This window comes from Clostridium tunisiense TJ (genome assembly GCF_000300195.1).
GTDB lineage: Bacteria > Bacillota > Clostridia > Clostridiales > Clostridiaceae > Clostridium_J > Clostridium_J tunisiense.
On sequence record NZ_AMQH01000002.1, the window covers coordinates 486548 to 510024 of the forward strand.

The 23477-nt window shown below is 30.6% G+C and carries 26 protein-coding genes and 1 other annotated feature; of the genes, 5 read left to right on the forward strand and 21 right to left on the reverse strand.

Going from position 1 to position 23477, the window contains the following annotated elements:
* Positions 1-208: 208 nt before the first annotated feature.
* Positions 209-718: a hypothetical protein gene (locus C661_RS0102230; RefSeq protein WP_192812638.1), complete on the reverse strand. Its 510-nt coding sequence runs from the start codon at positions 716-718 to the stop codon at positions 209-211.
* 502 nt (positions 719-1220) lie between these two features.
* Between C661_RS0102230 and C661_RS23870 the strand changes: the two genes are divergently transcribed.
* Positions 1221-1388, forward strand: coding sequence for a hypothetical protein (locus tag C661_RS23870; RefSeq protein WP_192812639.1), 168 nt, complete (start codon positions 1221-1223; stop codon positions 1386-1388).
* 151 nt (positions 1389-1539) lie between these two features.
* Positions 1540-2310, forward strand: a complete 771-nt coding sequence (locus C661_RS0102235; protein ID WP_017413668.1) for a histidinol phosphate phosphatase — start codon at positions 1540-1542, stop codon at positions 2308-2310.
* A 192-nt stretch (positions 2311-2502) separates the two neighbouring features.
* Here C661_RS0102235 and rbr read toward each other — a convergent pair whose 3' ends face one another.
* The 4 genes from rbr to C661_RS0102255 all read right to left on the reverse strand — a co-directional run bounded on the left by rbr (position 2503) and on the right by C661_RS0102255 (position 8502).
* The gene (rbr, locus tag C661_RS0102240) at positions 2503-3090 is read right to left on the reverse strand and encodes a rubrerythrin (RefSeq protein WP_017413669.1); all 588 of its coding nucleotides are present in this window, start codon (positions 3088-3090) and stop codon (positions 2503-2505) included.
* A 299-nt stretch (positions 3091-3389) separates the two neighbouring features.
* The gene (metG, locus tag C661_RS0102245) at positions 3390-5321 is read right to left on the reverse strand and encodes a methionine--tRNA ligase (RefSeq protein ID WP_017413670.1); all 1932 of its coding nucleotides are present in this window, start codon (positions 5319-5321) and stop codon (positions 3390-3392) included.
* Positions 5322-5663: 342 nt separating this feature from the next.
* Positions 5664-5910: a binding site (T-box leader), on the reverse strand.
* Positions 5911-5969: 59 nt separating this feature from the next.
* Positions 5970-7568, reverse strand: coding sequence for a hypothetical protein (locus tag C661_RS0102250; protein ID WP_017413671.1), 1599 nt, complete (start codon positions 7566-7568; stop codon positions 5970-5972).
* 13 nt (positions 7569-7581) lie between these two features.
* Complete coding sequence (locus C661_RS0102255; protein WP_017413672.1) at positions 7582-8502, reverse strand: ABC transporter permease; 921 nt, start codon at positions 8500-8502, stop codon at positions 7582-7584.
* 564 nt (positions 8503-9066) lie between these two features.
* Here C661_RS0102255 and C661_RS0102260 point away from each other — a divergent pair.
* Positions 9067-10434 carry an MATE family efflux transporter gene (locus tag C661_RS0102260; RefSeq protein WP_017413673.1) on the forward strand — a complete coding sequence of 456 codons (1368 nt, stop codon included), beginning with the start codon at positions 9067-9069 and terminating at the stop codon, positions 10432-10434.
* A 151-nt stretch (positions 10435-10585) separates the two neighbouring features.
* On the opposite strand, the gene C661_RS0102265 is transcribed toward C661_RS0102260, so the two are convergent.
* Entirely contained in the window at positions 10586-11119 is a 534-nt protein-coding gene (locus C661_RS0102265; RefSeq protein WP_017413674.1) for a spore maturation protein, read from the reverse strand.
* Positions 11120-11371: 252 nt separating this feature from the next.
* Entirely contained in the window at positions 11372-11947 is a 576-nt protein-coding gene (locus C661_RS0102270; RefSeq protein WP_017413675.1) for a nucleoside recognition domain-containing protein, read from the reverse strand.
* 175 nt (positions 11948-12122) lie between these two features.
* Between C661_RS0102270 and C661_RS0102275 the strand changes: the two genes are divergently transcribed.
* Entirely contained in the window at positions 12123-12350 is a 228-nt protein-coding gene (locus C661_RS0102275; protein ID WP_017413676.1) for a small, acid-soluble spore protein, H family, read from the forward strand.
* 481 nt (positions 12351-12831) lie between these two features.
* Positions 12832-13017, forward strand: coding sequence for a hypothetical protein (locus C661_RS0102280; RefSeq protein WP_017413677.1), 186 nt, complete (start codon positions 12832-12834; stop codon positions 13015-13017).
* Between the two features lie 102 nt (positions 13018-13119).
* Here C661_RS0102280 and truA read toward each other — a convergent pair whose 3' ends face one another.
* The 14 genes from truA to C661_RS0102350 form a co-directional block, all read right to left on the reverse strand.
* Positions 13120-13857 (reverse strand): tRNA pseudouridine(38-40) synthase TruA, encoded by a 738-nt coding sequence (gene truA, locus C661_RS0102285; protein ID WP_017413678.1) that lies wholly within the window; start codon positions 13855-13857, stop codon positions 13120-13122.
* A gap of 151 nt (positions 13858-14008) precedes the next feature.
* Positions 14009-15631 (reverse strand): DUF5050 domain-containing protein, encoded by a 1623-nt coding sequence (locus C661_RS0102290; protein ID WP_017413679.1) that lies wholly within the window; start codon positions 15629-15631, stop codon positions 14009-14011.
* 688 nt (positions 15632-16319) lie between these two features.
* Positions 16320-17429, reverse strand: a complete 1110-nt coding sequence (locus C661_RS0102295; RefSeq protein ID WP_017413680.1) for a tetratricopeptide repeat protein — start codon at positions 17427-17429, stop codon at positions 16320-16322.
* A gap of 20 nt (positions 17430-17449) precedes the next feature.
* Positions 17450-18121: an RHS repeat-associated core domain-containing protein gene (locus tag C661_RS24470; protein WP_083861605.1), complete on the reverse strand. Its 672-nt coding sequence runs from the start codon at positions 18119-18121 to the stop codon at positions 17450-17452.
* 104 nt (positions 18122-18225) lie between these two features.
* Positions 18226-18606 (reverse strand): hypothetical protein, encoded by a 381-nt coding sequence (locus C661_RS0102305; protein ID WP_017413682.1) that lies wholly within the window; start codon positions 18604-18606, stop codon positions 18226-18228.
* Positions 18607-18636: 30 nt separating this feature from the next.
* Positions 18637-19230: a hypothetical protein gene (locus C661_RS0102310; protein ID WP_017413683.1), complete on the reverse strand. Its 594-nt coding sequence runs from the start codon at positions 19228-19230 to the stop codon at positions 18637-18639.
* 730 nt (positions 19231-19960) lie between these two features.
* Positions 19961-20260: a hypothetical protein gene (locus C661_RS0102320; RefSeq protein WP_017413685.1), complete on the reverse strand. Its 300-nt coding sequence runs from the start codon at positions 20258-20260 to the stop codon at positions 19961-19963.
* Positions 20261-20449: 189 nt separating this feature from the next.
* On the reverse strand, positions 20450-20770 hold the full coding sequence (locus C661_RS0102325; RefSeq protein ID WP_192812640.1) for a hypothetical protein: 321 nt from the start codon (positions 20768-20770) through the stop codon (positions 20450-20452).
* Positions 20758-21129 carry a hypothetical protein gene (locus C661_RS0102330; protein WP_017413687.1) on the reverse strand — a complete coding sequence of 124 codons (372 nt, stop codon included), beginning with the start codon at positions 21127-21129 and terminating at the stop codon, positions 20758-20760. Before C661_RS0102330 ends, C661_RS0102325 begins: the two co-directional genes overlap by 13 nt.
* Before the next feature lie 234 nt (positions 21130-21363).
* On the reverse strand, positions 21364-21591 hold the full coding sequence (locus tag C661_RS23030) for an RHS repeat-associated core domain-containing protein (protein ID WP_083861606.1): 228 nt from the start codon (positions 21589-21591) through the stop codon (positions 21364-21366).
* A 114-nt stretch (positions 21592-21705) separates the two neighbouring features.
* The gene (locus tag C661_RS0102335; protein WP_017413688.1) at positions 21706-21978 is read right to left on the reverse strand and encodes a hypothetical protein; all 273 of its coding nucleotides are present in this window, start codon (positions 21976-21978) and stop codon (positions 21706-21708) included.
* A 17-nt stretch (positions 21979-21995) separates the two neighbouring features.
* Positions 21996-22253 (reverse strand): hypothetical protein, encoded by a 258-nt coding sequence (locus C661_RS0102340; protein WP_157785669.1) that lies wholly within the window; start codon positions 22251-22253, stop codon positions 21996-21998.
* Positions 22254-22337: 84 nt separating this feature from the next.
* Complete coding sequence (locus C661_RS0102345) at positions 22338-22658, reverse strand: hypothetical protein (protein ID WP_017413690.1); 321 nt, start codon at positions 22656-22658, stop codon at positions 22338-22340.
* Between the two features lie 309 nt (positions 22659-22967).
* Positions 22968-23471 carry a hypothetical protein gene (locus C661_RS0102350; RefSeq protein ID WP_017413691.1) on the reverse strand — a complete coding sequence of 168 codons (504 nt, stop codon included), beginning with the start codon at positions 23469-23471 and terminating at the stop codon, positions 22968-22970.
* Between the last annotated feature and the right edge of the window lie 6 nt (positions 23472-23477).

Sequence of the window (23477 nt, forward strand, 5' to 3'; positions counted from 1 at the left end):
AAAAAACTATTTTTAGTGTGGGTTTTATCCTGCTTATAAATACTATATATAATGAAAAATTATAAAACTACTACTTTAAGATTGCAACTATTAAGGAAAATTTTGTTTACTATAATTTGTGATTTATTGAACACAAAAAAGAGCCGCTTATATTAAAGCAAACTCTCTTTCTGTATTTGGCATCTTAAACCTCATAATTTTCACTGCTTTACTTTGGCAGCTTTGATTTAATCTTCAAATATTCCTCTATTGTAGCTGCAGGAGCCGCAATAAAGTATTGAAATTCGGTTTCTCCTAAAAATACTGTTTTCATGTCATCAAACATATAAAGATACAAGACATCTTTTCCTTCATGTTTCACTGTTCCAAATAAGTATTTATTTGGTGACTCACCGACTTCTACTGCGGAAAAGTTATATTCTTCTTCATCTATATATAACTTTCCGGTTAAGTGATTTATAAGGTGTCCCTTAATTGCTTTCCATTTATAATATTCTGCATCAATCCTTACATTTGTAAGCTTTTTTATATCCTTATGATTTTCGCTAATTATAGCATCATTGAATTCCTTATTTATTTTTACTGGTTTTCTTATGCTATTAATTGCGAAAAAAGATGCGCCAATAATAATAACAAAAACTAATGAAATTAATTTTATATGCTTCCTCATAAACTTATTATAATCCCTTGAATTTTTTTCATTGTTGTTCTCCCCCACTTATAAGTTGTTTTTAATTATACTTGGAACTATATACATATTTTTATTGAAAGTCAAAGCTTTTAGCAACATAAATAGTTACTTTTTTGTTATGATTGTTAAGAGTATATCATTGAATTAGAAAGAACTGTTCTTGAACATCATAATTATAGAAAAGGTTGGTTTTTCGGGTTATATTTTGTAGGTATATAAAGTGGCAATGATTTAAGATTCTCATTCTTAAAAAGCTTCAAGCTCCCTTTGTAAGGGTTTGAATAACATGATGAATAAACCTTTTTAACTATTTAAATATAGTTTACGCTTATGCTGTTTACTTACTTAACATTATTTAACATATTTACTTGTTTAAATAACTTTCACTTCTTTAAAGTCAACACTTTCTGAAGATAACTCTAAGCAACTTTAAAATCGTAGTTAGAGTTTATAGGAATAAATATTAATGGTACCTCATTCATTTGCACTTTAAAAATATTAATTTAACTAAGTTGAACTTTAGTTACATATGAATCATAATAATACTAAGGTATTTTTTAGAACTTTTTTAGATGACTTTGATGGTGAAAAAAACAAATGCAACATTAAAATCTTAGTAGGATGTACAAATTGTGCAGTAAAAGAAGATTGTCAAATGCCTATAACTAAAAATAAATTTAGTGATTTATTGTTATAATATAGAGAACTAAAGGTAGAACTTAATTTATACTGTAATCCTACTTTGTTTTCTTAAGGCCTTTTGGTGATGAATAAAATAAATTATTGCTTTTAAAGCCTATAGCTATGCAAATTAGTTTAAGTACAATGGTTGAAAGGTTGATGAAATTATGATATTTGATACTCATATTCATACTAGTTTTTCTTCTGATTCCAAAATGAATATTAAAGATGCCCTTGATAAAGCTAAAGCTTTAGGTATTGGATTAGTTATTACAGATCATATGGATTTAAATTACCCTGACAAGGACAAATTTAAATTTCCTGTAGCTGACTTTTTTAAAAGCTATGAACCCTATAAAAGCTCCTCTTTGCTTCTTGGCATTGAGCTTGGAATGGACACAGGTTATGAAGCTGAAAACAAAAACCTCATAGATACCTATAATTTTGATGAAGTTATAGGCTCTCAGCATTTTCTTCATGGCTTTGATATATATGATGCTTCTCTTTATAGAGAAAAAACTAAAGTGGAGTTATTTAGAGACTATTTTCTAGAAATTATAGCTTCCTTAAAAACTCATAGTTATATAGATACCTTAGGTCACATAGATTTTATTTCAAGATACTGTCCCTTCGAGGATAAGGAAATTTACTATAATGATTATTGTGATTACATTGATGAAATTATAAAGCTTTGCATCAATTATGATATCTCTCTAGAAATTAATACTCGTAGGCTAGGCATGGCTAAGTCTTTAAATAGTCTTGTAAGTATTTATAAAAGATACAAAGAGCTTGGGGGAAACTATGTTACCATAGGTTCTGATGCTCACACTGTTGATTCTATAGGCCTCAACTTAGATAAAGGCTTCCAAATCGCTGAGAGTCTGGGGTTAAAACCTATTTATTTTAAAAATAGAAGTAGTGAGTATATAAAATAAAAGGTTTGCTTTATTTTATTACACTTGCCAATAACATGAAATTAAAAATAAGCTATAAGAGGGGGATTATCTCTTATAGCTTAGGGGTTAAATCGTCCTATATCTACTGAAAATAGGACTTATAGTATGGGGGGATGTTAGAAACTTCTTTAATTTGAGTATCTATTCTAATTATCTCCACTTATCTAGAAATTATTCCTTTGTATCGTACATTATTTCAAAATATCCTTGAGGGTATTTACATGCAGGACATGCCTTTGGTGCCTCAGTTCCTTCATAAATGTAACCGCAGTTTATGCACTTCCAATATTGAGCTGTATCTCTTTTATATAATCTGTCATTCTTAAGAGCTTCATGTAAATCTAAATACCTTTGCTCATGGCCTTTTTCAACTTCTAATATTTTATTAAAAGCAAATTCTACTTCAGGATAACCCTCTTCTTTTGCTATTTTTGCAAACTCTGGATAAGCAGTGCCCCACTCTTCCTTTTCTCCTTCTGCAGCTGCCATTAGGTTTTCTAAGGTATCTCCATAAGCTACTGGATAATCTGCATCTACATGTATTTGATTTTTACCAAGACCTTTAACTAAAAGATCAAAGAATATATAAGCATGAGCCCTCTCATTATCAGCAGTTTCATAGAACACGTTAGAAATTTGCATATGTCCTTCCTTTTGGGCAACCTTAGCATAGAAGGTATATCTATTTCTTGCTTGAGATTCACCGGCAAAGGCTTTGGCTAAGTTATCAGCAGTTTTACTTCCTACTAAACTTTTCATTTTAAAAACACTCCTTTAAATTCTTTATATATGTATTAGTTTCACTCTGTTTCTAATATTTCCAAAACCAACTTTAATAATTCATTTAAATTTGCCTGTAGTTATATAGAAAAAAATCTAAGCATTCAAGAGGGTTAAACTCTAAATATTTAAAACAATTATAATATCAACAAATTTTTATACCTTCATGAAGGCAAAGCTAAATTCATTGTAAAAAAGAAAAGCTCTAGCTTTTACTAGAACTTTTCTTTCTAACATAATTATAATATTAACTCTTTATAACTGTGGCTAATTAGTAATTATCTTACTATAGACCCTGTTGGTAAATCTCCTGGATTTGTAGCTAGTAATTTACTATCATCATCTGTTGATCCATAAAGTATCATTCCTTGAGATAGTTCGCCTCTTAAAGTTACAGGTTTTAAGTTTGCAACTAGAATTACATTTTTGCCTACTAACTCTTCTGGCTTGTAGTGCTCTGCTACTCCAGATATTACTTGACGGATTTCTCCACCTAAATCTACTTTTAGTTTTAAAAGTTTCTTAGCCTTTTTCACTGGCTCACATTCTAAAACTTTTACTACTCTTAAATCTATCTTGTCAAAATCATCTATAGTGATTTCTTCTTTAATTGGAGTCATTGGAGCTCTTTCTGGCTGTTTTTGAGCTTCAGAAAGTTTGTTTAACTCTTCAATTTTTGCATCCACATCTATTCTTGGGAACATAACTTCTCCCTTATTTACCTTAGTTCCTGCACTAGTTCCGTCAAAGGCAGAAAGACTGTTCCAAGAAGCTACCTCAACACCTAATTGACTATTTATCTTAGCACTTGTTGATGGTAAGAAGGAAGAAAGTAATGCTGAAGTGATTCTTAAAGATTCTGCTAAGTTATATAACACTGTAGCAAGTCTTCCTTTTCTACTCTCATCTTTTCCTAGAACCCAAGGAGTTGTCTCATCTATATATTTGTTTGTTCTTCTAATTAAAGTCCAAATGTGATCTAAAGCATCAGATACCTTTAATTTATCTATTTCTTTTTCTACTTTTCCTGGAACTTCAAGAGCAAGTCTTATAAGCTCATCATCCACTGCCTCTTTTTCATCTGGGGCTGGAATTACTCCATCAAAGTATTTTTCAATCATAGTTACTGTTCTTGAAACTAAGTTTCCAAGGTCATTAGCAAGGTCTGAGTTTGTTTTCTTTATGAAAATTTCATTGTTGAATAATCCATCAGAACCAAATGGGATTTCATGTAGTAAGAAGTATCTCACTGCATCTACTCCAAAGTGTTCCACTAGTACCACTGGGTCTACTACATTGCCCATGGATTTAGACATTTTTCCACCATCAACTAAAAGCCAGCCGTGTCCAAAAATTTGTTTTGGAAGTTCAAGGTCTAACGCCATTAACATAATTGGCCAGTAAATTGTGTGGAATCTTAAAATATCTTTTCCAATTAAGTGAACATCCGCTGGCCAGTATTTGCTATAAAGCTCAGTGTTGTCACTATTATAACCAAGAGCTGTTATATAGTTTGAAAGTGCATCTATCCAAACGTAAATTACGTGTCCCTTATCAAACTCTACTGGTATTCCCCAGTTAAAAGAGGTTCTAGATACACATAGGTCCTGTAAACCTGGTTTTAAGAAGTTATTAACCATTTCATTTTTTCTTGACTCTGGTTGGATAAATTCAGGATGAGACTCAATATATTCTAAAAGTCTATCCGCATACTTTGACATTTTGAAGAAATAAGCCTCTTCTTTAGCCTTTTCTACTGGTCTGCCGCAATCTGGGCACTTTCCATCTTTAAGCTGAGTTTCTGTCCAGAAAGCTTCACAAGGAGTACAGTACCAGCCCTCATAAGATCCTTTATAGATATCTCCCTGCTCGTATAATTTGTTAAATATTTTTTGAACTGCACTAATATGATAATCATCAGTAGTTCTTATAAACTTATCGTAGCTTATATCCATAAGCTTCCAAAGATCTTTAATTCCAGCAACAATTTCATCTACATACTCCTTTGGAGTAACGCCCTTTTCTTCTGCTATTCTTTGAAGCTTTTGACCATGCTCATCTGTTCCAGTTAAGAACATTACATCATGATCTGTAAATCTTTTAAATCTTGCAATTGCATCTGCTGCTACCGTAGTATAAGTGTTTCCTATATGAAGCTTTGCAGATGGGTAATAAATTGGTGTGGTGATATAGTATGGTTTCTTACTCATTTTTCTTCCTCCTCTATTAGGTATCTTCAAAAAATAAGTAAGTCAGTATCCTCGTTTATTTTGTGCTATACTGCGTCAACAGAACCCTTAGATAGCTCTGCTATCTGTGGAACCTGGTTCCTTGTCTAACTCAAAATATCCTTCACATCTTTGACTTATTATTTATTTTCAGATACCTTAAAAATTTTATAATTACTTTTCAACTTTATAGGACACTAAATATTCTTAATTTATGAATCTACCTTGGGTTTCTTTAGTATTTAGTTATTCATAGGTTAGTTATCAATTTAAAGCCCTATAACAAATTAAAATAAAAAAAGTCCCTATGTGGAAATATTTCCACATAGAGACGTAATATACGTGTTACCACTCTATTTTATACTTATTTCACAATAAGTACCTTAGTAAGTGACTCCCCTATAACGGTTTTATCACCCTGCAATATATCGGTTGCCACCGTATTCCCCTAAATAACATTCAGGAAATCTGCTCCAAGGCCATGTTCTCAAGGTTTATTTTCACTGGCTTTCACCTAACCCAGCTCTCTTTGGAAAACTTTCCTTAATACTCTTCTTTTCATAGCATTAATTTAATCTTATATTTATTATTATGATATGATAAAGAAAAAATTATGTCAATATATAAATTTTATTTAATAAAACCTACAAATAATGTTAAAGTTAAAAAACTATCAATAAAAATTGGTTTAGTATAGCTAAGAGCCATTACATTCTTCTCCAAATCATCCTTATAGTTTAAATATCCGTATACTAAACAAACTATACTAATGGTAGCCATAACTGAGGCCCCAACTAAAAAAGTGAAGTTCTGCGGAAGGATTCCTTGAAGTCCTTTAAAGAAAGATCCCTTTACAGCTAAGATCTTAACTATAGCAGTGACAATGTAAGTCATAATAAATATTAATTTTCTAGCTCTATAGGAAAATCTATATTCTATTAAAGATACTAAGCTAAATAAAGTAACTGACGGAATTATCCAAATCATACCATAGGTTATTACATAGGCTAGAGAAAATACTAGGGCTTCAGAGGTTTCCACAAATGCTTGTACTTTTTCATCGAATCTAATCTTATTATTAGCTTTCTTAAAATCTTCTCTAGTAGACGTAATATACAGCTTAGCGCTTCCTTCTTTTATAGGATCTACAAATGCTACTGTGTCTTCATAAATCGCAGGACTTATGGATACTGATTTAGTTCTCGATACAACATCTGAGGCTACTCCTAATTTTCCTTCAATAGGCATTTCTATTATATCTGTTTGATTTTTACCTTTTGGCATGTCCCTAGTTGAGCTTACAAAAAAAGTTCCCTTGTCATTTCTGTAAGGCACTGGAGTTGCAAGGGTGACTCCTTCTCCATTATAAATATATCCCTTTTCTGCAAATTTATCTTTTATTGGAAATTCTCCGCTACCTAAAATTTCTCCTGTTTCAATTGAGAAAGAAACATACTTGTATCCTGTATAGTCACTTTTATAAACATATTCAATTAAGTTTGTAACTATATCCTTATTTATTACAGAAGTCATAGCTGAGAATCTTACTCTGCTAGATGGGCTCATGGCACCACCTGTTTTTATTTCCGATGGCACTCCATTATCTAAGAAAAAATAGCTAAACTCACCAAAATAATTTGTGTAAACTATACACTCTTTATTATTATACTTAACTACAGTAGCTAAGAAGGTATCTTCCCCTGTGTTTACTGTAGTTAATCTATTTTCCTTTAAGCTAATTAAATCAATTTTCTCTTTATATACTGCACCTAAAGTATTATCATCGATTTTTATGTAGCTACGTAACCCCTGAATTGAAGTGGTATCCAAAACATTTAAGCCTTCATCAAGATACGCTACTCTTAATTCACCACCATCTCCACCTGGAATAAAGTATGCTAAAACTAACCTACCTTCATTAACAAATGCATTTATATTTTGTGGTACTTCCGTATTTACTGGTATTGAACTTTCCCTTAAAACCTTTCCCAAAGGGTCTACGGATATAAGTTTAATATTCATGCCATCACTAAAGGCCACAATATAATTATCTTTAAACTTAGTCATAGATGGCAGACCTTTAATATCCCCTTTATGAATTAAAACCTCTTTCGCCCACTTCTGTGAAGGCGGCTGAATTGCTACATCGTAATTTAACTTATAATGGTAGCCAAAAATTGCAAGAATTATAGTAATCATAACTCCATAAAAATATTTATTTATTTTCATTATCATCGCCCCCCTACTGCTTTTTTAATACAACTTCATGTGGATTAAAGGCGTCCCTCAGGGCATCTCCTAAAATATTAAAGCATATTATGGTTATAGATATTACAAGTGCTGGTAAAAACACCTGATAAGGATAAAAAACCAAAGAAAAACTTGCATTATAAAACAAGCTTCCCCAGCTTAATAAAGAGCTTCCAAACCCAATGAAACTTAGCATACTTTCAAGTAATATTACATTAGGTATCTCAAGAGTTATGGTAACTATAGCAATACTTATTACATTTCTCATTAAATGCTTGCTAATAATCCTAGAAGTGCTTGCTCCTAAAGCCTTAGCTGCTAAAATATATTCCTGTTCTTTTTGCTGGATAAACTGCCCTCTTATAAGATTGGCTACATTACACCATCCACTTATAGTTAATGCAATTACAAAGGTGAAAATTGAACGTCCTAGGATTAAATTAACTAGTATAACCACAATTAGCAAAGGTATATTAGTTAAAATCTCGATTATTCTCATTAGAACATCATCTGTAAGACCTCCATAGTAGCTACATATGCCTCCATAAATCATGCCAATAACCAAATTTATAAAGGCAATTAGTATTCCTAAAATTAAAGATACCTTAGCTCCCTGCCATACTCCTGTAAATAAATCACTTCCCCAATTATCTGTACCAAAGAAATGTTCCATCGATGGTTTTAAATTCTTAATTTTATAGTCCTGTTGCAAATAAGAGTACTTTGAAACCATCGGATAAATTATAGCCATAGCAATAATTATTAATAAGATTATTGCTGTTATTATAGCTGCTTTATTTTGAAAAAAAGCTATCCTAACGCTTTTCCAATAGGTAAGACTTGTCCCATTCCACTCCTCACCTATATCAGTTTGTTCTACCCTCTGAAATTTACTAGCTGTTACTTCCCTCATATATATCCCCCATTTTACCCCTTAATTATTTTTACTTATCTTTTGTTTATATATATAAACAAGCTCATAAAATAAACATCTTTTTAGTATGAAAATTTATTCATACCAAGAATAACTTAAACATTTACAATACATTGAGCGTGTCTATATCTTTTGCATAACCCACTTCTTGAAAATACCAATTTAAATGTTGAAGTGTTTTCTCTATAGTGACACAAGGCCAAGGCTTACCTTACTCCTACCTTGTTTCTCTTAAGGCTTTTTGGTGATGGATTTCATTCATCATGAATAAAATTCATTTTCACCTTTGAAGCCTTTATTACCTATTTTATGTAACTAATTATATTTATTATAGCACTGATTTTTTTCAATTACAGAAGTTTCAAAAAATTTAATTATTTCCCTATGTTGCATTCTGTTAATATTGGCATAATTTTGCTATAATGAATTGGTATTCATTTTTAATTAATTATTTATGTGTATTAAAGTAAAAATACTATAGTTATAAAATTCTTTTTTAAAATTTTACTATTAGTAAAAACTTAATACATAAGGGGGATTTTTATGGAACTTACTAATATAAGAAATTATGTTAACAAAAATAATATAAGAGATGTTTTATCTCTTGCACTACCTGCTGTAGGTGAAATGATTTTGTATATGTTAGTTTGGGTGTTAGACACTGTAATGGTAGGTCAGTATGGTGGAGAGCTAGCTGTAAGTACTGTTGGCATTTCCTGCGAAATTGTCTATACTATTGCTAATATACTAATAGCCCAAGGACTTGCTGTAGGAATTACTTCTATTGTAGCTAGAAGGTACGGTGCTAAGGAACTAGATACTGCTGAAGAGTATGCTACCATTGGTTTTTCCCTTGGAACCTTTATAAGTTTTGTTTCTACATTATGTATATTCCTATTTGCAGAAGATCTACTTAAACTAGCAGGGGCAAAGCCTGAAGTTATTTCTTATGGTGTTTTATATATCCATATTGTATGTATTGGTCTTTCTTTCAATATGATGACTAGCATGCTAGCTGCAATTCATAGATCTTATGGAAATACAAAAACTCCTCTCATTATTTCTTCAGTGGTGGTCCTTGTTAATTTAGTTTTAGATGGAGTTTTAATATTTGGTTTATTTGGTGCTCCTGAGCTTGGGATTAAGGGAGCTGCCATTGCTACTGCCATTGCACATATTTCTGGATTTTTGTATGCTGTAATTTATACCTATAAGAAATCACTAATCAAGATAAGGATTAAGTACATAAGCTCTTTCAGCTTTACTAGACTGAAAAGCTTAATCACTCTTTCTATTCCCGCTTCCATGCAGGAGGCTGCTTATGGTATAAGTAAGCTTGGCACTACCTTTATGATTATGTACCTCGGTACTACAGCCTTTGCAGCAAATCAAATTACATTAACTCTTGAATCCATATCCTTTATGCCTGGTTGGGGTTTTGCAGTGGCTGCAACTACCTTGGTGGGAAATAAGGTTGGAGAAAAGGACTTTAAAAAGGCTAAGGAATATGCTTATACCTGTACCATTTTAGGCATAGGAGTTATGCTTTTATTCTCTTTCTTATTCTTAGTGATTCCAACCCAATTAACTAGTCTTTTCATAGCTAGTAGTGAAACAGCAGTTATTTCTTTAGGAACTGCTTGTCTTATGGTGGCTGCCTTTGAACAACCTACTATGGCTGTTTCAATGATTATGGGTGGAGCTTTAAAGGGCTTCGGAGATACTAAGACTCCATTTGTAGTAGCCTTCGTTACTTCTTGGTTTATAAGGCTGCCTCTTGTATATTACTTTATATACTTGTTGAAAATGTCTATAACCTACTTCTGGTGGATTTGTGTAATTCAATGGGGCCTAGATGGACTACTTTTATATATTATGTTTAAAAAGAAATTTAAGTCTTTGGATTACTAGTTATTGTAAAAAGAAAAGTGTAGTTAAGAGTAATAATAGTAGCAAAAATTTAATTCCTTATACACAGACTGCTACTTCTAAATTCACTTTCTATGATAAAATGAAAAAGCTGTATTGTCTGGAAGTTATTTTCCAGGCAATACAGCCTTTTTTAATAAATAATAAACTTAGCAAGATTTATGGCAACTAAAACTGCGCAAAAATCTACTATTAAAGCTACCCATAGACTATGTCGTATTTTCTTTATGCCTATTGCTCCAAAATAAACTGTAATTGTATAAAATATAGTTTCCGTAGACCCCATAATTATTGATGCAGCAGTTCCAATATAAGAGTCTGGTCCAAACTGTTTTACAACATCTGTATAAACCCCAATAGCACCACTACCAGATAAGGGCTTAATAAATATAATAGGCACGATTTCTGGAGGAATCCCCACAAACTTAACCACAGGTTGTATTAGATTTATAAAATAATCCATAGCCCCAGAGGCTCTAAAGCAGTTTACTGCTAGAAGCATTGCAAGTAAATAGGGAAATATTCTTACACAAATATTAAGCCCTTCTTTAGCTCCTTCAACGAAGCATTCGTAAACCTTAACCTTTTTTCTAACTCCATAAATTACAACTCCCCCTATTATAATAGGGATTATGGCTTTTACTATATACTGAAATATATTTCCCATATCAGCTTTCTCCTTTTTAAATTATAAACAATTTGCCTCTACTTTATTGAGAAGCAAATTTAAGACTTAACTTATACATAAAACTTATATTGGTTCTCTTAAGGTTTTTTAAAGATGAATGAAATTCATCTTTAATAAATTAATCTTTGACTAAAAAAGCCTATATAAATAAACAAGCTCTACCCCTTATATACCTTTAAGTGTGGGAATTTGTTCATCTTAAGCCCCTAATGCCGCTTCTTGATAATAAAGCTAAAAATGCTTTTGTAATAACTTACAAAGCAAAACTCCAAGGATTGATGCAAAAGTAGTTGTGCATAGGGCTGCTAAAATAATTGCGCCTGGGTTTTGAGAATTTAGTGCAGCCCTTATGGACACAACAGTAGTAGGTACAAATTGTATACAAGCAGCATTTAGTACTAGAAATAGCACCATGTCATTACTAGCTACTTCCTTATCTCTATTTAATCTATCCATCTCTTCCATAGCTTTAATTCCAAAGGGTGTAGCTGCATTGGAAAGACCAAACATGTTAGCAGTAAGATTCATTACAATGGCTCCTAAAGCCTTTTCATCTCTCCCTGCATCTTTAAAGATAAGTCTTAATACAGGCTTTAAAACTTTAGCTAGCTTATCCGTAAGTCCACTTTTTTCTGCTATTTTCATTACCCCGCACCAAAGACACATCATTCCAACTAAGGCTATGATGAGTTCTACAGTAGAAGAGGTAGAGGATACTATAGCCTTTGAAACCAGCTCTCCATTTCCATTAAAAACTCCATACCCTATGCCGATTACTAAAATTAGAAACCATATTATGTTTATCATTCATATTTCTCCTTTTTAATATGATAATACCCTTGTTAATGCAAGTTTTGAGTAATATTCTTGCACATTTTTGTACTAGCTATAATATATATATTAGTAGGACATACCTCTTATGACTTTTTCTAAAAGAGAAAACCTCTTAAGAAACATATATAAAAAACAAGGAGGGAATTTTATGGAGACCAATAGAACTGTAGAGATAAAAAACTCTAGGGATATGATTACAGTGTTTTATAAAAATCACGAGGTATGGATAAATAGGGTGGACTTAAAAAATGACATTGCTGAAATTTTAGATTTGCAAACCTGTGAAACCTACGTAGTACATTGCAGAAAACTTCTTGAGGGAGTTTCTATAGATAGCTGTAATTCATGTGTTCAGCCCTTATTGAAATTTATATAACTATTTAAATAAGAAACAAGTTAATTTTGCTCAAGAACTGTGGAAGGAGCTTTAGCTCACTCCTAAAAACTATGGAATAACGGTTCTTTCAAGATGTGGTTAAAATCGACCCTTTTAACTAAGATTAAAAGGTAAAAAAATATAAACCTCTAGTATTAGCTAGAGGTTTATATTTTAAAATTTAGGGTATAAATTAATTATAAGTACTTTTTAGTTAAGGAATACTTGCAATTATTACTTGATGATAAAGGCCTAATAAAGTAAAATGTAATCATAAGCTTAACTAGGGCTACCTGGTTAAAAATAATTTTGAAATCATATTTTTATACATTTAAGATCCGTTTTATTTTCATATATAAACAACCAGAGTCAACTCCTATTTTATATATAGGTTTATATTGGTTTTCTTAAGACTTTGGTTTATGAATGAAATAAACTTTAATCCCAAAAGACTACATAATTTATTGCAAAGGAGATTATTATGAAAGAACAAAGTTTAAAACTAGCTCAAAAAGATATTGATGAGGCGTTATCAACTATTGAAGAATTAGAAAAATCTATTCAGGAAAACTCTTTATCTGAGGATGCAATTAAAGAAAACTTTTTAGAACTTTCAAAGAAAATGCAAGAAATTGAGAATATATTAAAAGAAGAAGGAATTCTATAAAATTAAATTTATAGTAACTATTTAATCCTTCCTGTATTAATTAAGACGATTAATCTAATAAAGTTACATAAATAAAAGCGTGCCTTAAGCACGCTTTTATTATTAATAATTAACTTCCTTTAGGAAAAGTCCCTTAGCCTCAGCTACTGCCTTTGCATACTTTCTTTCCTTTTTATCTCTTATAACTTCAACTTCCTCTGGAGTTATAATTCCAAGCCCTACTTCTATTAAGGTACCTGTAATTATTCTTACCATGTTCATTAGGAATCCATCCCCTGTATAGCTTATGTTAATGTAATCCCCCTCTTTAGTGAACTCTATAGAGTTTATTGTTCTTACAGTGGATTTAGTTTTTGATTTTAAGGTTGTAAAACTTTGAAAATCATGGGTTCCTATGAGGTACTTAGTAGCTTCTCTCATAGCATCAATGTTAAGAGGCTCTTCTACATGAGTACAGTGCTTAAGATTAAACACATCTCTATGCTTATTGTTGTATATGCTATACACATAAGTTTTACTTTTAGCGTTATATCTTGCATGAAACTTTAAAGGCACTTCTTTCACCTCAGTTACTTGTATATCTTGAGGTAGATACTTATAGCAGTAATCTAATATGTATCCTGGAGCTAAGTCCTTGGTAGTTTGGAAGTTTGCCACGTAATTTAGAGCATGAACTCCTGCATCAGTTCTACCACAACCATGAACTTGTATCTCCTCTTCTGTCATCTTGCTAAGAAGAGCCTCTAGCTTTCCTTGAATGGTATTATCCTCTTCCTTTTGCTTTTGCCAGCCTTTATATTTACTGCCATCATATTGAAGTGTAAGTTTTATATTTCTCATTGAGTTTTCTCCTACTTTCTAATGGTTTTACTTTTTATTATGTCATAACTATTATACTCTAACTAGAAAAAAATAAGCAGATAGGCTTAACCTATCTGCTAAATTATACTATATAACCACTTTAAATGTAATTAACCTATAATATATTCTCTTACCTAACTAGCTTTTCTGAAACTTTTCCTTCTTCAGTTCCATTTGTTTTTATCCTCCACTGATTATCATCGCCTCCACTAAAGTAGATCCAATTTGAGGATATAGCCAAGTGTCTGCACCAGCTTTTAGATAACCTTGTAAATCCTGATCCATCAAGACCTATTCTATATATACCATAATTCTCTTCACTAGCAGTCTGATTGTCAGCACTAAAAAATATATAATTACCTGAAATATTTATACTATAGGGTGAAAAGTTATTTGGCTTGTATATTGTAGCTCTATTACTTCCATCAACCTTAATTTTGTTAATAGCTCCATTGCTACTTACATAATATATCCAACCGTTGTTAATGGCAAAACTATGTGTACTACTATCTAATATTCTTTCTACTCCAGTACCATCTGTTTTTATTCTACAAAACACTGTTCTCCAATCACTTTTACTATAGAGATTTGTATATATCCATTCTCCAACTACTAACGTCTCATAGCCTTCAACCATGACATAATCATTATTTTTTACGGAGATTTTTGTCTTATTAGAGCCATCCCCTTTAACTTTATAGAGGGTAGACTCGTCTGCTCCTGGTACAATGTAATATATCCATTCACTTACCACATTAATAGACATTACCGTACCATCAACAAGCTTAGCTTTATTAGACCCATCTTTTTTAACCTTGTATATACCTTTATCAGTAATGCCTGATGAGTAATAAACCCATTGTCCCATTATACTTATTTGATATCCTGGGCTATCAGTTACTTTTGTCAGTCCAGAATCGTCAGGTCTAACTTTATAAATTTTATCTCCATCACTCTCGTTAGTAAAATATATAAATTCCCCATCAAAGGCAGTTCCCGACCCATTCATTATGTTGCCTGTAGTATTTCCATAGCTGAATACTGTTGCAGGTGCAGGGTTAGACGTAGAACTTGTATTGGTATTTTTGCTAGGACTATTTGTATTGCCTTTTGATGTTCCTGTACTAGTACTTGTGCTTTTCCCTGTGACATTTGTCCCCTTGCTGTCATTTTCCTTAGCCGTCATGCCTACAAGTTCCTTGTTGTACTCAGCTTTTAATGCTAAAGCCTCTTTATTTGTTTCGTCAAACTTTAAGATAATATCTAGAAACCCAATTGCCTCACTATATCTTTTATTATCTACTTCTAATTTAGCTTTAGCAAGATTCTCTTCAATATATGCTCTGCTGGCCTGTGCAATCTTATCCTGAGAATCCTTTGCATATCTTCCTACACTTTTAATCTTCTTAAACACATCTATTGCCTCTAAGTAATTTTTATCAGCTAAAAGCTTTTCACCTTCACTATAAAGCTCCTTTGCTTCCCTAATTGAATTTACCATGGAAAGCTTTTCATCTATTTCGCTACTATTTTTATTTTTACGATTTAGTGCTTCCTTATAATACTTTTCTGCTTCATCAAAATTTTCACTTTCCAAAGCCTTATCCCCTAAGCTCACAAGATTGTTGTACTGATTTGAGCTATAGGAATATACTGCAGTTGGTATAGATACCGCAAGAATAATTGCCCCTACAATAATTCCTAGTAAAACCTTGTTTTTCTTTTGTCTCTGACCATTTTTGCCTGTTCCCATCTTTCTCCCCCATAACTTAAGTATTTGTTTAATGATAAATTCAAAGTATAGTTTAATGCTGACTTTTCTTTTAAATAATTACTATAAAGTCTAAAATCCGAAGATAATAAACGAAGCATTTATTTAGTAATTCTAGAACTAGCTTGTACCACCCTAAAGATACTTACACTATTCACTAATAAAATTGTGTCGCCTTTTATCTTCCATTAGCTTTCCTAAAGGCTCCATATTTGTAGAAAAAAGTAGCATTATTCAGAATTTTATCAATATATCCTATATTTTACAGGATTATGAATAAAAAATAAAGTATTTTTTAAGGAGATTAATTTGAAAGAAACTAAATTGCATGCTAAATTTCTGCTTTTCCCTTACTCACTAGTTTTTTATGATGTATTTCCATTTCAGCTATGTCAAGAGGTAGCTTGCTAACATAGCATCTTCCATGTTGCCTTAAGTATAAAAAAATTATGTTATCATCTACTCAAGGCTTTGCATATCAAAGGGTTTAGTAGCCGATATTTTACAACGTTTTTGAAATCACTATTTTAGTATAACTATTCAGGTATCTGAGAAATTATTTTAATAGCTGACTAGCTACATTTATTCCATCTATCCAATTAAAACCGCCCTTGCTTATGCAAAGGCGGTAAATAAAGTGATTGACTATTTTTCTTAATTTACAAAATAATTAGTTAATTAAAATTTGTTGAAATAATTCTTTATAATCATTAAAAACTTCCTCGTCTTGCGCATAATGTATATACTCTTCATCAATGCTTATTGCAGTTTTCAAATAGTTAGTTGCTGTATAAAAATCACCCAACTTTGCACATATTACTGATAAATTATAGTAGGCATCAGCATAATCAGAACTAATAGAAATTGCTTTGCTACAAGCTTGTTTAGCGTCATCAAATATACCCATATGACATAACAATTGTCCCTTCCTATTATAGGCTATATCGTAATCAGAATCTAAGTGAATAGCCTTATCGTAGCACTCTATAGCTTGCGTATAACTTCCTAGTTCTTCTTGTGCATAAGCTTTAAATACATAGGTTTCTTTAGTAGCCTCAATATTCAGAGATTTATTGTAATTTTCTATAGATTCATTATATTTTTCAGAACAATATAATGCATAACCTTTATTCGTATATATTGCGGAATTATTAGGGTTAATTTTTATAGCCTTATCATAATAGTATACTGATTCATTATACATTTCTATACAATCGTAATAATAAGCAATAGAATTATATACACATTCATCATCACAACCTGTTTTTATAGCCTCTTTATACAATGAAATTGCCTCATTAAAATTTTCGTGTGAACTTTTTAAATCTGCTAATTCTAATAATTTTTTTGATTTAAATGTTACTGTTAAATTGTATCCCCTATCTTCTAGAAACTTTTCTACTAACTGTTCAGACTTATTCTCTGCATCTTCTTCGCAAAAATCCAATTCTTCAAACCATTGCATATAATGTATTATTTCATGGGCTATAGATACTAATATTGATTTTCTAAATTCATTAACATCATTTAAGTTATCTTTGTGATTTTCCACATCCACTCTAATGTAAGGATTATGCCCTCTGTTATCTGGTGCGAAAAATGATGCTAAAAAAATCTCTTCATTATTTATTTTACTTATATACTTGCTTTTTATATAAACTGTAACTGTAACAGGGAAATCCAACTTTCCCCTAATCCATTTTCCAAACTCTATTGCTATTTCCCTTAGTTGTAATTCAATTTCATCTAAACATCTAATTCTTAATCCACCACACAACATATAAGTAATCCCTTCCTTAATCAATATTTTTTATGTCCTTTTCTTGAAGGAGTATGCTTTTTCATTCCTCTGTTCGTATTTTTGTTACTTCTCGATTCAAAATTCTTATTCTTTCTCTTATTCTCATTTACCTCTCGTCCTTGTTGTTTTCTATTAGCTCTTCCAATTGGGCTATTCACTACTGGCGAATCATTTTTCTTTGAATAACTAATTTTATTTTGCTTACCTTTATAATATTCATAACCTGCATAAGCTATAGTTGCAACAGTAGCAACTCCTAATACAACCCATCCAACTGGATTCCAAAAATTCGCACCACCAAGTGACCAAGATGCTCCTAATGCACCCCCTCCAGCAAGTGCAAATCCCCAAAAATCACCATCACTATCTTCACGCATTACAGGGTTATTGTCACAATAGCTGAATAAGTTCTTATCTGTTAAGTCAGCTAACGTAGATGTTAACACATCTGTATCATCCGCATTTAACATGCGGCAAAACTCAGGGTTATAATAACGACTTTGTAGATAGTATAGTCCATTCTCGGTATCATACCTATATCCTCTATATCTATAAGGATTCTTAACTCCTACAGTATCTTTAAGTGTTCCATCTATAGAAATTAGTTTGTCCCAACTATCATAGGTGTAAGATACAACTTGAGTTCCTGCTTTATCTATTAATCCAATTATATCACCTTACCATATTACTTTTATTACTATCCTTATTATAATTAATAATTAAGGGATACCTAAAAGCATAACTTTCAGACATCCCTATTTTAACTTCTATATTCTTATTTATTATTTTTTATAATCTTAACACATGTTGTAGTAAATGCAATAAAAGCACCAACACATGTTGCTAAACATATGCAGAGAAATGTTATATACTTATCAACTAGATATGGATATATAATTACAAACACTAGTATTATAGTTGCCATTAATGAAAGTATTGGGAAAAGTATTGTTATTCTTGTATAGTATTTTTTGATTTTATCATCAAATTTTCGCTTTCTTATTCCCATGATGACTGCAATATTTGAAATGAATAATACTAAAATAGTAATCTGAATAGGTATATTCTGAATTCCTATTTTATCTAGCAAAAATTTAGCTATAATGAATGATAATATACCTAGTATCGAATAGATATTACTTTGAGACTGTTTCATTATTTAATATGCTCCTCTTCGTAAAATTAATTAAAACTTTTTATCAATAAAATATGTAGCTCCAAGTTTAACTGTTTCTGTCACTACTGCTATTCCAATGCCAACACCTACAATAACTATGCCACCACTACCTACTAATGCTGCTCCAGCAATAATGCCTCCTACAAATCCACCAACATCAAATAAACTTCTCACTAAAGCGGCAGTTGTACTGTATCTTCCCGAAAAATTATCTGCAATTGATATGCCTGTACTTATTCCTCCAGCAATCTTTAGAGTTTTTCCAAGATGTTTAGCAGAAAGCGTTACTTCACTTATTACTTTTGTGCTTTTTCGTGTTGCAATTTTTGTCGTTGAACTGTAAATTGTAACCTTATTTAAACTCTCTTCACTAGCACTTATTGCAGCTCCTTTTCCTACTTCTTTTCCAGAATTGCCAACTGATTTTGCCAAGTTCTGTGATGTATACGTGCCTTCTCCACCTTCTCCAAAAACACTCGAAGATAAAAATCCATGGTCGTCCTTCATATTTATAGGATTATTCTTTGTATAATCAAATATATTTGTAGATAACAAATCACCTGTTACAGCAGCAATTGCATCAGCATTAATAAACCTTCCCACTCTAGGTTGTAATATCTGCTTTATAAATAGTAAAGGTATATGTCGGTGTTATAGTTCTTATTACCTTACTTTCATGATATGAATAGAATGTGGATTACGAGTACTATTCTCTTAATCCACATTCTATTTAGCCTAAATCCTTCATTTATTTAACCTATACGAAGAAATATCTTATTAATACTAATTTTATTTTTTTCTTTTTTTAAAAATAAAATTAGTTATACCTCCAAAAATTATACCAAATACAGTAGAAGCAAATATCAACTCAAAAACCTCTTTAAACTTAATAGGTAATGAGCAGTGTGAACTATTAATTATTAGGCATATGAAAAAGCCTATTATATAGTCTATCTTTCTATCTTTCATTGAATTCACCTTCTAGCACCTTAGTAATTTATCATTACACATTCAAATCTTATATAAACTCAATTGTAAAATTTAATTAACATTTATCTGTCACAACCTCTTGGATGAAAATTATTAAATGAGTTTGGGTCATTTGTTACATTGTTAAAACCTTTAAAAATAACGCCTGTTTTATACATTAAATAATTCTTTACTAAAATAAAAGGTGTAATAGACATAGCATTTATATTTCCTTTTTATTACTTATAATAATTAATAAATTAAGTTTTTTCAAATTATCTTTAAAACATTAGAAAAGTTTCTAGTTTTATTTTATATATTTTAAAATTAACTTAAGGTATGGTTCTTATATAATTAAAATGCTCTAATGAGATAATTTTATATACAAAGAAAGTAGCTCTGTGCCTAAAATTACTACTATGAAAAATATAATCAAACATTTTATAATTTTGCTAGTAGTTTTCTTTGATTCACTTACTTTTTTACTATATATCCAAAGTCCACAAATTATAGGAGTAAAAGATACTATAGTTATTATAAATGCTAATAAGTTATTTTTTGTAGGAATCTGCATTGTTTCAGTAATTATCACGGAAATAAAATAAATAGCTACTCCCAAAGATATTAATATTTTTATTCGGTTCTTTTGAAAATAGTTCTTCATATCCACTTACCTTCCTGTATTTTTTCTAACTTACAGTTATCGTATGTTAAATTTGATGAGGCTATATTGTATAGAGTTTAATTTTGAACAATACAAAGTGATTTTATATCATTAGCTGAATAAGCTAGTATACACTATTATTCGTTGAGGAAAATGACAACTACAACGAAATAACTAAAATATTGTTTGTTATTCGAAAAAAAGTACTTTGAACATTACACTTATCATTGAAATAAAAACTGAACCAAAGAAAAATACGATGAACATTTTTGTTTGTTTATTTTTTTTGTTGTCTGATTCAATAATTTTTTTACCATATTTTAAAAGCTTATAAGTAAAAAAAACAATTGGTAGAACCATTCCTAAAAAATATATAAATTCATCTACTGTAGGCATCTTCATTTTTCGAATATCTACTGACAAAAAGAAATAAAGTAAAATCACTAAAGATATCAATATTGTAGCTTTATTTTTTTTAAAATAATTTTTCATGCTTTTTATTCCTTCCATATGTGTTGATATTCATTATCAAAATAAGCTAAATTGAATGCTCCACTTACATTTCCACCTAATATGAAATATAGAGACGCTCCAAATTGGACTTTAAGGTCACTTTCTATACCTTTTGATTTTGAGTCTACACAATTATAAATTGAGTCCATAGTGTCTTCTAAAAAATCACATGAACATTTATTTGATTTGTTTATATATGAGTGGAATTTTCCAGTTCCAAATTCTTTTGATATAGACCCAATTCCATATCCAATTGATGCTGAATAGTCAGCGCCTATATCATTCTTTCCACCACTACCTTTATATTTTAGCATATCATTTTTTGCAACAGCACTTAAAGATACTGGAACCCTCATATATTGCTCCGAAGCTTGGACACCTATTCCAATGCCTACTCCTACTTCTGCTTCAAATAATTTTACCGCTATATCAAAATGTTGCTTTGTCCCACATGCTTCTTAAAGACATCGAATCAACTCTAGCATTTTCAAGCAAATCCCATATATCATTAAATTACTCATATTTCTCGACTCCATATCGAGTTAAGTACCAACCTTTTTCATTAACACTTATTGTAGTTATTACTTCTTTTATAGTAAATTCAGTGCCAAAAACATCTGTTGCATATTGGCATTTGCATCTTGCTTATTTATCGGATTATTCATTGAGTAGGCATATGCATTATGGGACAATAATTCTCCCGCAGCTCCTACTATACCATCAGCATTTATAAACCTTCCCCACTCTGGATTATAATATCTACTTTGTAAATAATATAATCCAGTCTCGGTATCATACCTATCAAATGTATAATGCAAATATAAAAATAGGCAGGTAGTTTTTGTTCTATCTACTTATTTTCTATTAAAGTATTATTTAAAATAATTAAAACTTTTTTTATATTTCGATAATTGTTTCTACAAGTATTATCATTAGCGCTTTTTTTCAAATAAATCTAATATGACTAAAATTGAAACAAATGGATAGACAATCCAATACTTTGAAATTATAGGTGAAATATCCGCATGAAATATTATCCAAACTATCACTGCACCAAATTTTATTATCAAAAAAATATATACTAATGTTTTGAAAATTACCAGTGGCACAGTATGAATCTTTAACTTTTCAGCAATCTTGTCATACATTTGTATGATAATGCATAAGAAAACAATAGTATCTAATATAAACATAACGCTATCCATAAATCACCCCAAATTAGTTAATATTGAATAAAAATAATTTCTTCACCCGATAAACCGCTGTGTTCGGACATATATTTTAATCCGCCATATGCACCGCTACCCCAAAATGCCACTTCTGCTAAAACCCCTGTACCTGCATACTTTAAGATTTTACAAAAATACTTGCTCCCAAACTTTGCTGAACTACTAACAAGAAAAACAAGTAAATCATATTCATCTGAAACTGGAATTTTATTAGATGTTTCTCCCTTATAGAACGCCACCATTTGACGCATAACAACTAATTATTCTTATAGTAAGTTATTTATAATTCATACTTAAAATTTAGTTTAGTATTCTATGGTTATTTACACTAGCATTTACTTTTTCACTTTAGTAACTTTTATCATCATAGGTATTAGTATAAAAATTAATAATAATCCTATAGCAGAAATATATATATTATTAATATATATTCCTATCGACATCACAACTAGAGGTAAAATCATCATAAGAGCTCCTAATATAGCTAAATAATTCTTTGTGTATACTATTCCTACAAACCCAACAACTGAAACAATTAAAGCAAATGTTATAATTATTAATCTAGAGCCTTCTCCATGTTTAAAGACAACATATCTAGTAAATATTATAGTAATTAAGACTAAAATAGCCCCTAAAATTGGCATGATTTTCTTCATATTCATCATCTCCCATAATATTTGCCTTTTATTCCATTTGAAACTTTATCTATAACTATAACATTGACCAACACATAACTGAAATCCTATAGCACCTACTAGCATTATACATTACGAGAAATACTAGTTTCTCTCATTTCGTTTTTCTCTTCCTCATTGTATATACTGGAAAGAATCTAATAACATTTTTATTATTAATTTAATATACGTTTAAAATAATAAATAGTATTTAATCAAACCTAAAGAGTATTAAATTAAAGTAACCACTAAGTAATGTATTGCGTATTTTTTATTTTATTAAATACAATATTACATTAATTTAAACCCATTATTTGCTACAACCTTTATGTTGTCGGTAATGTATTCTTTAACAATATAATCGCCCTTTATTACATCTTGTAATTCTACATACCTTTTCATCCATTTTATCAATGAATTGAACTCTTTAGTTACTTTTGAATCTTTATTGACTATAACGCCACTATCATCATAATATTTAGATTCTACCCATAATCTTCCCTTTGTTATTATTTTTTTTTCATGTTTCACCAAGGTTCTAGTAAATTCTATTACTGGACTTCTTAAATAATCTAATCTATACTCAAATTCCTCATCAGTTACTATCTTCCCAAACTCTTCCTTATATAGATATAAAATATGAGTTTTTGGGGTTACTTCTCTTAACGCATTGAAAGCAACTAATTTTTTACTTTCTAAATCCTCAGCAAGAATTATAAATCCTTGATTAAAAACCTGCTGAATAAACTTTTCTTCTAACTCTTTTTCTATATAAAAATTTACTTGCTTGCCCAAAGTTTC

Bases quoted from the DNA above. Each gene is read 5' to 3' on its own strand.
- C661_RS23870 (WP_192812639.1), top strand. From the start codon at position 1,221: ATGAATCATAATAATACTAAGGTATTTTTTAGAACTTTTTTAGATGAC.
- C661_RS0102235 (WP_017413668.1), top strand. From the start codon at position 1,540: ATGATATTTGATACTCATATTCATACTAGTTTTTCTTCTGATTCCAAA.
- rbr (WP_017413669.1), bottom strand. From the start codon at position 3,090: ATGAAAAGTTTAGTAGGAAGTAAAACTGCTGATAACTTAGCCAAAGCC.
- metG (WP_017413670.1), bottom strand. From the start codon at position 5,321: ATGAGTAAGAAACCATACTATATCACCACACCAATTTATTACCCATCT.
- C661_RS0102250 (WP_017413671.1), bottom strand. From the start codon at position 7,568: ATGAAAATAAATAAATATTTTTATGGAGTTATGATTACTATAATTCTT.
- C661_RS0102255 (WP_017413672.1), bottom strand. From the start codon at position 8,502: ATGAGGGAAGTAACAGCTAGTAAATTTCAGAGGGTAGAACAAACTGAT.
- C661_RS0102260 (WP_017413673.1), top strand. From the start codon at position 9,067: ATGGAACTTACTAATATAAGAAATTATGTTAACAAAAATAATATAAGA.
- C661_RS0102265 (WP_017413674.1), bottom strand. From the start codon at position 11,119: ATGGGAAATATATTTCAGTATATAGTAAAAGCCATAATCCCTATTATA.
- C661_RS0102270 (WP_017413675.1), bottom strand. From the start codon at position 11,947: ATGATAAACATAATATGGTTTCTAATTTTAGTAATCGGCATAGGGTAT.
- C661_RS0102275 (WP_017413676.1), top strand. From the start codon at position 12,123: ATGGAGACCAATAGAACTGTAGAGATAAAAAACTCTAGGGATATGATT.
- C661_RS0102280 (WP_017413677.1), top strand. From the start codon at position 12,832: ATGAAAGAACAAAGTTTAAAACTAGCTCAAAAAGATATTGATGAGGCG.
- truA (WP_017413678.1), bottom strand. From the start codon at position 13,857: ATGAGAAATATAAAACTTACACTTCAATATGATGGCAGTAAATATAAA.
- C661_RS0102290 (WP_017413679.1), bottom strand. From the start codon at position 15,631: ATGGGAACAGGCAAAAATGGTCAGAGACAAAAGAAAAACAAGGTTTTA.
- C661_RS0102295 (WP_017413680.1), bottom strand. From the start codon at position 17,429: ATGTTGTGTGGTGGATTAAGAATTAGATGTTTAGATGAAATTGAATTA.
- C661_RS0102305 (WP_017413682.1), bottom strand. From the start codon at position 18,606: ATGAAACAGTCTCAAAGTAATATCTATTCGATACTAGGTATATTATCA.
- C661_RS0102320 (WP_017413685.1), bottom strand. From the start codon at position 20,260: ATGAAGAACTATTTTCAAAAGAACCGAATAAAAATATTAATATCTTTG.
- C661_RS0102325 (WP_192812640.1), bottom strand. From the start codon at position 20,770: ATGGAAGGAATAAAAAGCATGAAAAATTATTTTAAAAAAAATAAAGCT.
- C661_RS0102330 (WP_017413687.1), bottom strand. From the start codon at position 21,129: ATGAGGGTTCCAGTATCTTTAAGTGCTGTTGCAAAAAATGATATGCTA.
- C661_RS0102335 (WP_017413688.1), bottom strand. From the start codon at position 21,978: ATGGATAGCGTTATGTTTATATTAGATACTATTGTTTTCTTATGCATT.
- C661_RS0102340 (WP_157785669.1), bottom strand. From the start codon at position 22,253: ATGCGTCAAATGGTGGCGTTCTATAAGGGAGAAACATCTAATAAAATT.
- C661_RS0102345 (WP_017413690.1), bottom strand. From the start codon at position 22,658: ATGAAGAAAATCATGCCAATTTTAGGGGCTATTTTAGTCTTAATTACT.